Source organism: Enterococcus sp. DIV1304_2, assembly GCF_050555445.1.
Lineage (GTDB): Bacteria > Bacillota > Bacilli > Lactobacillales > Enterococcaceae > Enterococcus_B > Enterococcus_B pernyi.
The window spans coordinates 404,991-418,328 of the sequence record NZ_CP187851.1 but is presented as its reverse complement, the minus strand read 5'-3'; the positions used below and the strand labels follow the sequence as shown (position 1 = coordinate 418,328).

Sequence of the window (13,338 nt, the reverse complement as noted above, 5' to 3'; positions counted from 1 at the left end):
TTGAGTTAGGTAACAAAGATTTAGCAGTTGTATCACCTTGCAAGGCCTATGAAAATAGCAATAAAACTAACAAGATTGAGAAACGTTTCCGTCGATTACAGCGTGAACTCTCTCAAAAATATCAAATGAAAAAGGGGGAAACTGATTTGTCAAAACCTGTAATATCTATAAATTAGAATCGAACATTCAATCGATCCATCAAAAAAATAACCACTATTCGTCAGATCCATATTCACAGATGACCAAACAAGCGTAGTAGAAACATGGTTCTGAAAACTTTAATGGTGAGTTCTAACGATTTATAGATTTTTGGCAATGATGAAAAAAGATGTTACAAGACCGAATTACGACGTTTCAGTCAAGGTTGACTGAAAATGATTTTCTTATCTGGTCCTATATCACAAATCACAAAAAAAATTCTTTAACAATGTCTATTAACGAACTGGCGAAACAATGCAACGTTTCTCGCACAACAATCATGCGGTTTTGCCAAAAATTAGGGTTTGATGGTTTCTCAGAATTCAAATATCATCTAAAAAATGAACTTACACAGGAAAATGTGCGTCTATCCGAGTTTGAGGAGGAAATCTTGGAAAATCATATCCAAACAATTGAGAACCTCAAGAAAAAAGATTTCACTGATCTATGTACAATGATGGCTAATGCGAATCGGATTTTCATCTATGGATCAGGTGATATACAAACACTAGTTTCAAGTTATATGAAATTGCTTTTCGTACACAACGGATTGATACTCTATGACTTCGGTGCAGTTTCCATCAACAAGCAGTTTTACCAAATCATTCAGCCAGAAGACTTAGTCCTGTTGATCACGCTAAATGGTGAGTCTCCTGAAGTCGTCAAATTAGCGAAGCAACTGAAGCAACGAAATATCCAGACAATTGGTATCACAAAACTTAGGAACTCAACTGTCTCAAAACTTTGTGATGAAACGATTTTCTTCTTGAATCCAGAACTACAAGATCAAGAAGATATCCTTACACCTTTTGAAACAACTTCAACGCTTTTTTTCGTGATCGAATATTTTTTGTTGAAATATGATGCTTGGCAAAAACAAACAAATAAAAGTTCCTAAAAAACGCATCTCTTTCGTGCCAATTTGGTTTTTAAAGAGATGCGCTTTTTATGTATTGGGTTCTGTCTCTCTCACTGCCTTTTTATAGATCGAACCGTCCTTTTCTCGATCTAGATAATGATAATCCACTAGGTAGCGACGTAATATCGCATGATCCGGATAAATACTTTTTAGAATTGCGTTGACCTCCTTCTCTAAGTAATCTTTATCAAATTCAAACTTTGAATAAAGATGATCAAAGATCAAACGTTTATTTTTTTCTTTTCTAGGGATTTGTTGCAGTTGCCCATCTTTGAAAAATCTAGCCAGTTCACTCATAATCAATAGCCTCCCATCGAATTCAATGTTCTTTCTACTATTTTATCATGTTTCTCTAAATTTTACCGAAGACAACAGAAAAAACGAGAAGGAGGTTCTTCTACAAACCATCTTCTCGCTTTTTTTCAATCTAAATTCATTCTTATTCTTTTTTGTTCAAAACAATGCCTGTATACAACCAAGTAGTTACAACATAGTAGATGAAGTAGAGAACAAAGAATATTGTAAATGGTATCCATAAGTTGTGATATGGATCATCCATCAAAACAGTAAACATTTGAAGTCCAAATAATACATGGATGGCTCCTAGAATCCCTGGTGCTAAGAAGAGAATACCGATTTCTCGACGAATCGATTGTTTTAACAATGCTTGACGAGCACCGATCTTACCGAGCATCTCGTAACGAACGACATCACTCTTGCTACCTGAGAGGATCTTGAACATCAAGCAACTTGCTAACATTGTCAAGAAGGCGATCCCTAAGAAGAAGCCCATGAATTCAAAGCCTGAGAACATACCGTTGATCATTTGGTACGCATCATATTTTTGCGTGAAACTAAACATTCCATCTTTTAATGATTCATTATTTTTATTGTTTTCTGCTACCAGATCACCAATTTGTTCAATACTCTCATGGAAATCTTTTGCTTGGATCAGTTGCATACTGGTTTGTGGAAGATTTAATTGAGCAAATTCTTCTGCTGGCAGTAATTTGATTTCTTTTTCTCGTTGTTCTGGCAATTCGTAATAGCGCAACTCATCTTGATAGTTTAAGTTTGTCGCTAATTCTTCTGCGGTTACTTTTTTCGTTTTGACGTTTCTTTCACCAGTGTTAGGTGTTTGATTTTCCATGATCAAAAATGGATTTTGTTCAAACTCACTATAGTTATAGTACACTGTTTTTTCGTCTTCTTTTTGTTGATAGACCGCGTTGATCGTTGGTGAAAGTTTCGCCACTTTAGATTGATCGATCAATTCTGATTGATTCAATACTAGATCATAGTTCGATACTTCATTCGTCAACTGAGTGATCTGGTTTTTAAAGCCTAGACCGACTGTTAATGCACCTAAAGCTAATGCGAGTAACATCGCAACCATTGAAAGCATTTGTGTGTATTCACGAATACGGAAGCTTAACTGTGATAACGTAAAGTTGTTCAGTTTTTTCATCGAAAGATTTTCTGTTTTCTTCAATAGTTTAAGGAAGAAAATGATGACCGAATGGAAAATAAAGTACGTTCCTAAAACGATTGTAACTAACGCGACGGCGATTCCCATCAACTGATAGGTTCCGATATTTGCCATCATATAATAACCGACACCGATAAAAATGATTCCTAAAACTACTTCAAGGAAAAACAAGAATTTGTGTTGTTTCATCTGCGCAGGTGTTTGATCCGCACGTAGTAAAGTCAAAATTGGTTTTTTGACAATCGAGAATGCATTGACAAACGCTGCTAATAAGAATAGTACGATGAAAAACAGCAAAGTAATCAATAATCCATTCATATTGAACGGTGTAAAATGAGTGATTTTAATATTTAACTGGGCAACTAATAGTCGATGGACAACGCTTGTTAAACCAATACCTAGCGCTGAACCAACCAAAGTAGCGACTGTTCCTACTATCAAGGTCTCAGAGAAAATCATTTGAGCAATTTTCCGGCCTTTTGCTCCTAGCATCATAAACATCGCATAATCTTTTTGTCGCATCGTCATCAAAAATGAGTTGGCATAAAGAATGTAAACAAATGTGATGATCCCCAATAATACCGACCCAAAGCGAAAGATAAAGACTGTCATCGCTAAAGTGGAATTATTGTTCAAAAAATCGGTGTTGCTGGCCATTGACTCGAACATATAAAAGATGGCTGAAGCCATGACTAAACCGGAAAATAGAACAATATAGTCTCTTAACCGACTCTTGATCCCAGTAAGTGATAATTTCCAAAGCATGTTCAGTTTCCCCCTTACTGTTCTAGATTACCTAGAATCGTTAATATTTGACGATAAAAGTCTGAACGGCTTTGTTCTCCGCGTTTAACTTCCTGATGGATCACGCCATCTTTAATAAATAAGATTCGTTGACAGTAACTTGCTGAAAAAGCATCATGTGTCACCAATAAAATGGAGACATTATCTTTCGTATTTAGCTCCTCCATCGTGTCTAAAAGATCTTTCGCACTTTTTGAATCCAATGCGCCTGTTGGTTCATCACCTAGAAGAATCGTTGGTTGAGTCACCAATGCACGCGCAGCTGCTACCCGTTGTTTTTGTCCACCAGAGATTTTTGCGGGGTAGCTGTCTAATATGTGACTGATTGATAAGCGTTCAGCCACCGCATTGACTTTTTTCTTGATTTCTTTTGGTTTCACGCCTTGTAAAGAAAGCGGAACTGCAATGTTTTCTTGTGCAGTCAAGTTCTCTAAAAGATTGAAATCTTGGAAGATAAAGCCGATTTCTTTTGCTCGAAAATCGGCTAACTGATTTCCTTTCAACTTCGTGACATCTGCTTGGTTGATATGGATCGTGCCACTTGTTGGTTTATCTAATGTTGATAAGATATTCAATAAGGTTGATTTACCTGATCCAGAAGCCCCCATGATACCAATGAATTCGCCTTTTTCCACACTAAAACTGATACCGTTCAATGCTTGTGTCTGTTTCTCATTACTTTTTCCGTAAACTTTTGTTACGTTCTTGATTTCTACGATTTTATCCATTATTGACCGTTCCTTTACTTAATTTTTCTTGTGCTGCTGATGGAATGTCTTTTGCCTGTACTTCCTCATAAGACGTCACGCCTTTATTTTTATTCCAAGTCACTTTCAAAAATGCATCTTTTCTTAATGGTCGCTCTTGAAAACCATTGAAGTCCATTGTTTTTTCTTTACCTTCTTTATTAAACCCAGGTAGTTCATAACGATAACTGATGATTTCTTGTCCACCGTCAGCGTGATCCACCTGTTTTTCACCATCCGTTGTGATTTGAACATAGTAGCTTTCGCCACCCATGATCAAATGATCTGCTAAACGGTAGCCACCAAAAGCGATGATGATAAATGCTCCCAACCCAATCAATAATTTTTTCATTGTGACTCCTTCTTTCCTGTTCTGATAAATTAAGTATAGTCAAGTATCCGTGAAAATTCCTTTCTTTTTACTATCAAAACTCTTTCATTATTGTCATATGTCCCATAAAAAAAAGAATCTGGAGGTGTAAGCCACTCCAAATTCCTTTTTATTGATTCAAACCGATATTCGTTGGAGAAAGCATTCCACTGACGAATGCTTTCCTCATTCAGCTATTTTTCTTTGTTATTACCTGTATTGATCACTGGTTGTGTGCCTTTATCAGTAATGATCGATACAAGTAGATTGTTGATCAACTGGATCTTTCGATCATCGGTAAAGGTGATATCCTGACCTGCTTCGATTTGTTCCAGAGCCATTTGTGTCATCGTCACTGCGCCTTCAACAATGGTTTGACGGGCAGATAAAATGGCTTTGGCTTGTTGCCGTTGTAACATCGCGCTGGCAATTTCTGTTGCATAAGCCAAGTGATTCAATCTCGTCTCTAAAACTTCGACCCCCGCCACCGATAAACGTTCTTGTAATTCCTTTGCCAATTCATCTGAAATCGCAGTGGTATTTCCACGTAAAGTAAGATCATCCTCGTTGAATGTATCATATGGATATTGACTGGCGATATGACGAATGGCGGTTTCACTTTGGATTTCAACAAATTGATGATAGTTTGCTACATCAAAAAGCGCCTTAGCTGTATCTACTACTTTAAAAACGACGACAGCGGAAATCTCGATTGGATTTCCATCTAAGTCATTGACCTTCAACAGTGAACTATTGAAGTTTCGAACTTTTAACGACAAGTTGATTTTTTGTGCAAAAGGAATCGTTAAGAAAAAACCGCTCTCACGAATCGTTCCGATGTATTGCCCAAAAAAGACGATGGCCTTTGCTTGGTTGGGGCTGACTACTGTCAGTCCGCTGATTGCTAAGAAAACGAGCAACCACAAGAAAATCCCAACAACTGAAAATCCAACTAAAAATCGAGCAACCCCTATGAAAAATAGTAAGATTCCTACGACAAACATTAGAAGAATAATAAATAGCCCTATATAGCCATTGATAGTGAAAGCCTTTTTTTCTTTCATTTACTCACTCCTAATTTTTTTGGTTCTATTCTGTTTTTTTACGAATCCTTGCCATGGCTCCTTCTAGTTCCAATTCTTTGTCTTCCGTGATATACCAACCGTTTTCGTGTACGCCACCTGATGCTTCTGGCAAATATTCTAATCGTGTACGGACCCACTGTTTTGTTTCAGTAAAATAGTCTTCCACTAAGATCTCTAGGTCCATACCGGCGGATAATTCAAGATTCTCACGAACCGACTTGAAGACAAATCGCTCACTTGTTTGATCGTATTTTAAAATACCCGTATCGATGATTGGCAGTGAATAATAATCTAATTCTTTTTTCACTTTCAATAGATGTTTGAACATTTCGTTGTACACTTGTTCAAGTTGTCGACCTTCGGAATTATTTGGATATTGGATCGTTACCCTTTCTTTATCTGTATCATAATACTTGGTACTCAGTTCTGTTAAAAAATGATGCAATTTCCCTAATTCACTTTTCAATTCTTCCCGCTTGATTTCCTCTGTTTTCATTCAATATTCACCCTATTTTCCCCATATATGTACGTTTTTCCCTTTCCTTATTCTACTATATTATTGAATGATAGGCGATGATATTTCATGTAAAATAAATAAAAAAGCGTATAATTCCTTATTCCATAAAGAATTATACGCTTCTTCAACTATTTATTCGTTATTTAGAAAAAGACAGTCTTGACTGTTCAACGATTAATCATACTCGCCGTAATCTTCATCATCCATCGGAGGCTCTTCATAATCTTCATTCGTCAAGTTCACTTGACTATTATGGCCAGTCACTTTGAGCTCTTTATTTCCTCGGTTGTAAGTCTTCGTTGTTAGTGGTTCATAATTTTTGGTAATGTAAGAATCACCATCTAGTATGACAGCCAATCCTTGATCTTCATTATCATAGAAATCAATACTACTATTTTGAAGGATAACTTCACCTTTTATTGCTGATTCATTATCATTAAAATAGATGCTACCATCACTTACTTCTAGTTTTACTTGTTTCATGGACAGTTCATTCAAATTGATCGAACCCATCTGACTCTCTGCAGTAAGAGCTTCTCCTGTTACTTCATTGATCGATGTCCAAGTGTTTGCTGTATTCAAATTGATTTTCTTACTACTGAATTCGTCTAACAATAATTCATTGTTTCTACCTTCAACCACTAGTTCTTTTAAGGTTACACCTCTAGGGATCGTGATTTTCAACATCGAACGTGTGTCTGTCACGTTGATCATCACTGCTGGCGTTTGACCGTCAGCTGAGATATCCAATGTGTGATCTTCCAGATTGATTTTTGGTTTTTGCGTTTTATCATAAGACGTTTCAACCCCAAAGTTCACGCCTCGTTGGATCACGATATTTTGGTAATCTGCACGGACAACGATTTTTTCGATTTTTTCAGACGAAAAATCTTTTGTTTCGCGAGCCATTTCTATGATCCTTGGTCCACCTTCCCACGTCAGACTCGTTTGGGCACCAGAGGCATAACTTAATCCTGCCATCAAGCCACCAGTGACCATCAGTCCCAATCCTATCCCCAAGATATATTTTAATTTCATTTTTTACACCCCACTATTCGTCGTATGGATCGCTCGTTTCGTAATAAACCGGCGTCCTACCCACTTGACAAAGTTCATCATCATTTGGAATAACCATTTAGTTCCTTTTAACAATAATGGTGCAAAGAAAACGGCACCTCCCGTGGCAAGTAACCCTAGTCCTACAAAGAACAGCCCACTAGCAATCGATTGTTGCAAGACAGCAACACCTGAAATGATCGAAAATAAACCTACTCCTAAAATACTGATACATACGACATAGATTCCAATGATCACGCCAATTAAGCCAATCAGAATACCAAAAATCGCCAGAATAAAAGCTAATGCTAAAGGAATCAATAAAGGTGATGCACACAACCCGATAACGATCATCCAAATCAAACGGATTTTCCGTTTAGGACTTTGGCTGTATTCTGATTCATCGTCGTCTTGTTCCGAGTAATAATTGATTTTCAGCTTCAGGGCAAATTGCTTTGGTGAGCCATATTCATCCACGACTTCTTCTACTGTTTTGCCAGAATCCAAGAAGTATTCTTCATAATACTGAATAATATCAAAGCGATCATCTTCAGGTATTTCTTGAAGTTCGTCCAACACATCATTTAAATATTCATTCATTCGTATTCTCCTCCAGTAATCGGTTTAAGGAATCTCGAAACACGATCCATTTATCAATGATTTCTTCTAAATGTTGACGTCCTTTCGGAGTTAAGCGGTAATATCGGCGATTTCTACCTTCGAATGGTTCGTCGTATGTTTCTAAGTATTCTTCTTTTTTTAATCTGCGTAAAACAGGATACATCGTTGATTCACTGACAGATAAACTTTCTTGGACGATCTTCGTTAATGCGTAACCGTACATGTCTTCTCTGCTCAAAGCCGCTAAAACCGTACCATCAAGTAAAACTGTTGGGACTTGGATATGCATTACTTCACCTTCTTTATAGTTTGCAATATTTTATATTTACCAATATTATATCACGTATAATATTGTTTGCAAGTAAAATTCCCAATCATCCCCCTGATTACTTCAATCTTCGCGAAAACAATGCTAATTATCATAAAAATTCTGCTTACAAAAAAGGAACAAAGACCGTAATGATTTCTGGTCTTTGTTCCTTTTGAATACTTTTTTATTATCCTCTTACCTACAACAAAGCAAATACGATAAAACTTAGTGCAAAACCTAGAAAAACGGCAAGAGAGAAACGGATCACTTCTTTTTTATTCCTATTCAACCACGTTTCATTCATCTTTCGCTACACTCCATTCTAAAATAGTCAGTTGCTAATTTGGATAAACAGAGGTGACATGATCGTATTGCTGTGCATGCTTATTGGCAGCAGAAACTGCTGTCCCAGGGAATAGATGCCACTTACTATGATAGCCGCAGGTATGGCATTTCCAATAATAACCGATACCACGATCTGCTTGTTTTTCGTCCTCTGCACTTGAACTTGCCACAAGTGTACTCAAGACCGAATCCTGTTTCAATAATACAGTGGGAGTACCATGAGAATGAGTTGCTTCATCTGCAATGACTATGGGATTGGCTCCGCTCAGTCCAACACTTAACGTCAAAAGTCCGAGCAATAAACCGACTTGTTTTTTCAATTCCTATCATTCCTCCAATAACGGTTATTAGAAAAATATACGAATGCTCACTTATGTACGACTTGTTTTCGTACACTTTTCCAATTATATATTACTTGAAAAATACACCTTAGAACGATTAAATCAGAAGTGGCATTTTTTTCTTCGTTTTTGTTGGTTTATTGCTCCTATAGATCATTAACTGTTCACTTCTCTGGATCTTATTCCATCGGAGAATTTGGTTGCGTGTTTTCTTTGTCTAATTGAACGATGACGGTCGTACCTACTTTTGGGATACTGTTATAACTGATTTTTCCATGATGCAATTCAACGATTTTTTTGACTAGTGATAAGCCCAGCCCATTCCCAGAAAATTGACGACTGGATTCCCCTTGATAAAATTTCTCAAAGAGTCGTGCTTGTGTTTCTTGATCCATTCCCACGCCAGAATCTGTCACTTCAACGATCACTTGAGTGGCATTTTGTGTTAGGCGAATCTTGATTTTCCCTTGTGGTTGATTGTACTTGATGGCATTGTCCATGAGATTCAGCCAGACTTGATATAGAAATTCTTCATTACCGACAAAGTTGACACTTTCTAGATCGATCTCCAGTTGAAGGTGTTCTTGCTCCCATTTAGGTTGTAAAAAAACAATCACTTCACGAATCTGTTCATCTAAACGAAAAGGGCGCTTTTCTAATTTGATTCGCTGATTTTCTAATTTATTCAATTTCAGTGTGTTCTCTGTCAATTGCGAAAGCTGAGTGATGCTCTCAATGATCCGTTGCAAGAAAACCTGCTTTTCTTCTTCTGAAATGTTAGGTGCCTGCAATAATTGGACGTATCCTTGGATCGTGGCAAGCGGCGTCTTGAATTCATGAGAAACATTGGAAACAAAGTCATTTCGTAACGTTTCGATACTACTCAATTCTTGGACCATCACGTTGAAATCTTTGTATAGTTGCTGCACTTCTTCGACTTTTTGTTGCTCATCCATCCGAATCGAAAAATCGCCAGTTGCTACTTTGCTCATATTCGTTCGTAAATCACTGATCGGCAGCAAGATCCGACGACCGACAAAGATCGAGATTCCTGTGCCCACCATCATACTAAATCCTGCAAAAACGACTAAAGGAAACCATGTCGCTTGTTGCTCTGAAGCAGGAACTGTTTTATGTGACAGTAAGAAAATAAAACCTAAGAAACACAACAAAGTAACTAAAATGGAAATAAACACAATACAAGCAAAATAAATCCATAATTGCGAAAAGATTTTTTTACGCATCAAATCACCGCCTTATAGCCTAAGCCGCGAACTGTCATGATCTGGAAATCATCATTTTCAATAAAACGCGTGCGTAATCGTTTGATATGCACATCGATCGTCCGTTCTTCCGTATTGGTATCCAACCCCCATATATCATCCATTAATTGTTGCCGTGTAAAAATCTTATTTGGATAAGAAAGTAGTTTGTACAATAATTGAAATTCTTTTTGTGGAAGTAAGATGGCTTGATCTTGCTTGATCACTTCATAGGTTTCTTGGTTCAAGCTAGTTTGTCCGATGTTCAATTGGTGGCTATGATTGATTTTCGCTCGCCGTAACAAGGCTTCTACCCGCAATACCATTTCATTGACATCTACTGGTTTAGTCATATAGTCATCCGTTCCCAGTTGAAATCCCTTCTTTTTATCTTCAAAATCTGCTTTCGCTGTGATGATCAACACAGGTGTTTCTACGCGACTGCTTCGTAAAGTTTCCAACAGTTCATACCCATCCATCACAGGCATCATAATATCTGTGATGATCACATCCACTTGAGTACTCTCTAATCGCTTCAAAGCTTCGGTCCCATTTGCAACGGCGAAAACCAAAAAACCAGCGCGTTCTAAAACGGATTGATAAAGTTGTTGCAAACGCTCATCATCTTCTACTAGTAATATTCGATTCATCATTTCTCCTCATGTAATTATTTGAAAAATTTCAGTTTTTTTTCTGATTGTTCATATTCAGTTAACATTCATTCATTATACTACGTTCGTTGTTCTGTTATACTTATTAGTATAACGAATATTTCAAACGGAAAGAAGGGTGACAATGTTACAATTAAAAGAGATAAAGAAATATTATAAAGTTGGTGAAACAACGACAAAAGCATTAGACGGCGTATCCGTCGCTTTTAGAAAAAAAGAATTTGTAGCCATTTTAGGCCCAAGTGGATCTGGTAAAACAACCATGTTGAACGTGATCGGCGGCTTGGATAATTATGACTCTGGCGATATGGTCATCAACGGGAAGTCCACAAAAGATTTTAAAGACAGCGATTGGGATGCTTATCGTAATAATTCCATCGGTTTTGTTTTCCAAAGCTATAACTTGATTGGTCATCTAGGGATCATTGAAAATGTCGAGCTTGGGATGACGTTAAGTGGTGTCTCTAAAGATGAAAAACGGAAAAAAGCGGAGGAATCATTGCATCGTGTTGGATTGACCGACCACATGCACAAAAAACCCAATCAATTATCTGGTGGACAAATGCAACGTGTCGCAATTGCACGTGCTTTAGCCAATGACCCTGACATCCTTTTATGTGATGAGCCAACCGGTGCTTTAGACACAGAAACAAGTGTCCAAATCATGAAGTTGATTGAAGAACTATCCAATGAGAAACTAGTGATCATGGTCACACATAACCCTGAGTTGGCACATGAATATGCCGATCGGATCATTGAGTTCTCAGATGGAAAAATCGTTTCTGATTCTAATCCACATATCGAACGTCCAAAAGATGATCAATTTAATCTACGTCGGACAAAGATGAGCTTTTGGACCGCATTAAAATTATCTTTCAATAATATTCGCACAAAAAAAGGCCGGACATTTTTGACTTCCTTTGCTTCAAGTATCGGGATTATTGGGATTGCGATCGTATTAGCCCTATCTACAGGATTCCAAAAACAAATTGATCAAACACAGTCAGAAACGATGGCTCGTTTTCCAATTACGATTTCCAGAGTCACCACTAGTCCTCCTTCTGAATCGGATGGCTTGAGTTCCAACACAGCCGAATATCCAGATACAAAAACTGTTACCGCAAAAATCAGCGATGAAGACCGGGCACAACATACAAATAATATCGACCAAGAATATGTTGATTATGTAACGAGTATCGACCCTGATTTAAGTAATAATATTGGTTTTACCCGCACGACTGGTATCAATTTATTAAGAGATGTTGACGGCGAAGTACAGCCTGTTAGCTTTTCGAATCAAAACCCAGATTCTGAATCACTGTCCTTCTCAAGTGCGATGTCTTCCATGACTGGCGTAGGTGTTTCTAGTTTCCCAACACAACTAGACGACCAAAAAGACAATTTCTTAGAATCAAATTACTCATTACTTTCTGGTAGTTATCCGACCTCTGCAAATGATGTCGTATTGATCGTCGATGGCAATAACAATACCAATATCAATGCGTTGAAAAATTTAGGCTTTGATGTGAAAGACGGCGAAACGCTTGATTTTGACAAAATCGTCGGCACTACTTTCAAATTAGTGAACAATGATACGTACTATACAAAATTACCGACAGGAAACTTCATTCCTAATACGGATTACCAAGCGATGTACGAAGATGCCTCCAGAGAAGTTAAGATTTCTGGTATTCTACGGGTCAAATCTTCTTCTACGATGAATCTGTTATCTCCGGGTATTGCTTACAGCGACCAATTGACAACAGAAATCGTCAATGAAAACAAAAATTCTGAAATCGTTCAAGCGCAAAAAGACAGCGATATGAACGTATTGACGACCGAAAAAGTAGATGACTCAGCAAAACAAACATTGATCAGCTATTTAGGTGGAGACAGCTTACCTTCAAGCATCATGATCTACCCAAATAATTTTGGCGATAAAGAAGAAATTCTAAACTATTTAGATGAATTCAACAAAGGAAAATCAGATGAAGATAAAATCATCTATTCTGATTTAGCTGGAACGATGACCGAATTGACTGGTGGATTGATGGATGCCATCACGTATGTCCTGATTGCTTTTGCTGGTATTTCACTCGTTACAAGTATGATCATGATCAGCATTATCACTTATACTTCTGTGATCGAGCGGACGAAGGAAATCGGTGTCTTGAAAGCATTAGGTGCGCGTAAGAAAGATATCACACGGGTATTCGATGCTGAGACTTGTATCTTAGGGATTTCTTCTGGTTTACTAGGGGTCTTGATTGCTTGGCTAGCGACTTTCCCAATCAATAGTCTCTTGTACAATATGACTGATTTAGAAAATGTTGCTCAACTAAATCCTGTACACGCCTTGATTTTGATTGTTGTATCAACGATCTTAACGATGTTAGGCGGACACATCCCAGCTCGTATGGCAGCGAAGAAAGATGCAGCGATTGCTTTAAGAGCAGAATAGTAAAATATAATCGAAAAAAACACAGTTGGTTTTGATATTACTTGTCAAAACCAACTGTGTTTTTGCTTTATTCTTTTGTTCGTACTATGTAGCTCGCGGTTTCAAAAGGGCCTATATATCTACTTATCAATTCAATTATTTCT

General features: G+C 37.4%; 14 protein-coding genes and 1 pseudogene. 3 read left to right on the top strand and 12 right to left on the bottom strand.

The features are described 5' to 3' along the window. Positions 1–328: 328 nt before the first annotated feature. Together IGJ14_RS02045 and IGJ14_RS02040 are read left to right on the top strand one after the other, a co-directional pair. Positions 329–541 (top strand): annotated as a pseudogene (locus IGJ14_RS02045) (MurR/RpiR family transcriptional regulator); the annotation flags it as partial. 48 nt (positions 542–589) lie between these two features. Continuing rightward, on the top strand, positions 590–1,096 hold the full coding sequence (locus IGJ14_RS02040) for a MurR/RpiR family transcriptional regulator (protein ID WP_023519074.1): 507 nt from the start codon (positions 590–592) through the stop codon (positions 1,094–1,096). A 48-nt stretch (positions 1,097–1,144) separates the two neighbouring features. On the opposite strand, the gene IGJ14_RS02035 is transcribed toward IGJ14_RS02040, so the two are convergent. The 12 genes from IGJ14_RS02035 to IGJ14_RS01980 form a co-directional block, all read right to left on the bottom strand. Next, on the bottom strand, positions 1,145–1,414 hold the full coding sequence (locus IGJ14_RS02035) for a DUF2087 domain-containing protein (RefSeq protein WP_019722989.1): 270 nt from the start codon (positions 1,412–1,414) through the stop codon (positions 1,145–1,147). A 142-nt stretch (positions 1,415–1,556) separates the two neighbouring features. Continuing rightward, on the bottom strand, positions 1,557–3,371 hold the full coding sequence (locus tag IGJ14_RS02030) for an FtsX-like permease family protein (RefSeq protein WP_019722990.1): 1,815 nt from the start codon (positions 3,369–3,371) through the stop codon (positions 1,557–1,559). A gap of 14 nt (positions 3,372–3,385) precedes the next feature. After that, complete coding sequence (locus IGJ14_RS02025) at positions 3,386–4,138, bottom strand: ABC transporter ATP-binding protein (RefSeq protein ID WP_019722991.1); 753 nt, start codon at positions 4,136–4,138, stop codon at positions 3,386–3,388. Then, on the bottom strand, positions 4,131–4,508 hold the full coding sequence (locus IGJ14_RS02020) for a YxeA family protein (RefSeq protein ID WP_019722992.1): 378 nt from the start codon (positions 4,506–4,508) through the stop codon (positions 4,131–4,133). Before IGJ14_RS02020 ends, IGJ14_RS02025 begins: the two co-directional genes overlap by 8 nt. Before the next feature lie 212 nt (positions 4,509–4,720). Beyond that, positions 4,721–5,590 (bottom strand): SPFH domain-containing protein, encoded by an 870-nt coding sequence (locus IGJ14_RS02015; protein WP_019722993.1) that lies wholly within the window; start codon positions 5,588–5,590, stop codon positions 4,721–4,723. A gap of 25 nt (positions 5,591–5,615) precedes the next feature. Continuing rightward, on the bottom strand, positions 5,616–6,107 hold the full coding sequence (locus tag IGJ14_RS02010; RefSeq protein WP_010736368.1) for a DUF5348 domain-containing protein: 492 nt from the start codon (positions 6,105–6,107) through the stop codon (positions 5,616–5,618). Between the two features lie 195 nt (positions 6,108–6,302). Continuing rightward, positions 6,303–7,166, bottom strand: coding sequence for a DUF4097 family beta strand repeat-containing protein (locus IGJ14_RS02005; RefSeq protein WP_430608214.1), 864 nt, complete (start codon positions 7,164–7,166; stop codon positions 6,303–6,305). 3 nt (positions 7,167–7,169) lie between these two features. Next, positions 7,170–7,784 carry a DUF1700 domain-containing protein gene (locus tag IGJ14_RS02000; protein ID WP_074800387.1) on the bottom strand — a complete coding sequence of 205 codons (615 nt, stop codon included), beginning with the start codon at positions 7,782–7,784 and terminating at the stop codon, positions 7,170–7,172. Next, on the bottom strand, positions 7,777–8,094 hold the full coding sequence (locus IGJ14_RS01995) for a PadR family transcriptional regulator (protein ID WP_010736371.1): 318 nt from the start codon (positions 8,092–8,094) through the stop codon (positions 7,777–7,779). The genes IGJ14_RS02000 and IGJ14_RS01995 overlap by 8 nt, the downstream gene beginning before the upstream one ends. A 359-nt stretch (positions 8,095–8,453) precedes the next feature. Next, positions 8,454–8,780: a hypothetical protein gene (locus IGJ14_RS01990; RefSeq protein ID WP_074800390.1), complete on the bottom strand. Its 327-nt coding sequence runs from the start codon at positions 8,778–8,780 to the stop codon at positions 8,454–8,456. Between the two features lie 200 nt (positions 8,781–8,980). Then, a complete protein-coding gene (locus IGJ14_RS01985) occupies positions 8,981–10,045 on the bottom strand; it encodes a HAMP domain-containing sensor histidine kinase (RefSeq protein WP_074800393.1) in 1,065 nt (354 codons plus the stop codon). After that, positions 10,045–10,713 carry a response regulator transcription factor gene (locus IGJ14_RS01980; protein WP_074800396.1) on the bottom strand — a complete coding sequence of 223 codons (669 nt, stop codon included), beginning with the start codon at positions 10,711–10,713 and terminating at the stop codon, positions 10,045–10,047. The genes IGJ14_RS01985 and IGJ14_RS01980 overlap by 1 nt, the downstream gene beginning before the upstream one ends. Before the next feature lie 145 nt (positions 10,714–10,858). Between IGJ14_RS01980 and IGJ14_RS01975 the strand changes: the two genes are divergently transcribed. Beyond that, on the top strand, positions 10,859–13,195 hold the full coding sequence (locus IGJ14_RS01975; protein ID WP_019723919.1) for an ABC transporter ATP-binding protein/permease: 2,337 nt from the start codon (positions 10,859–10,861) through the stop codon (positions 13,193–13,195). Positions 13,196–13,338 lie beyond the last annotated feature (143 nt).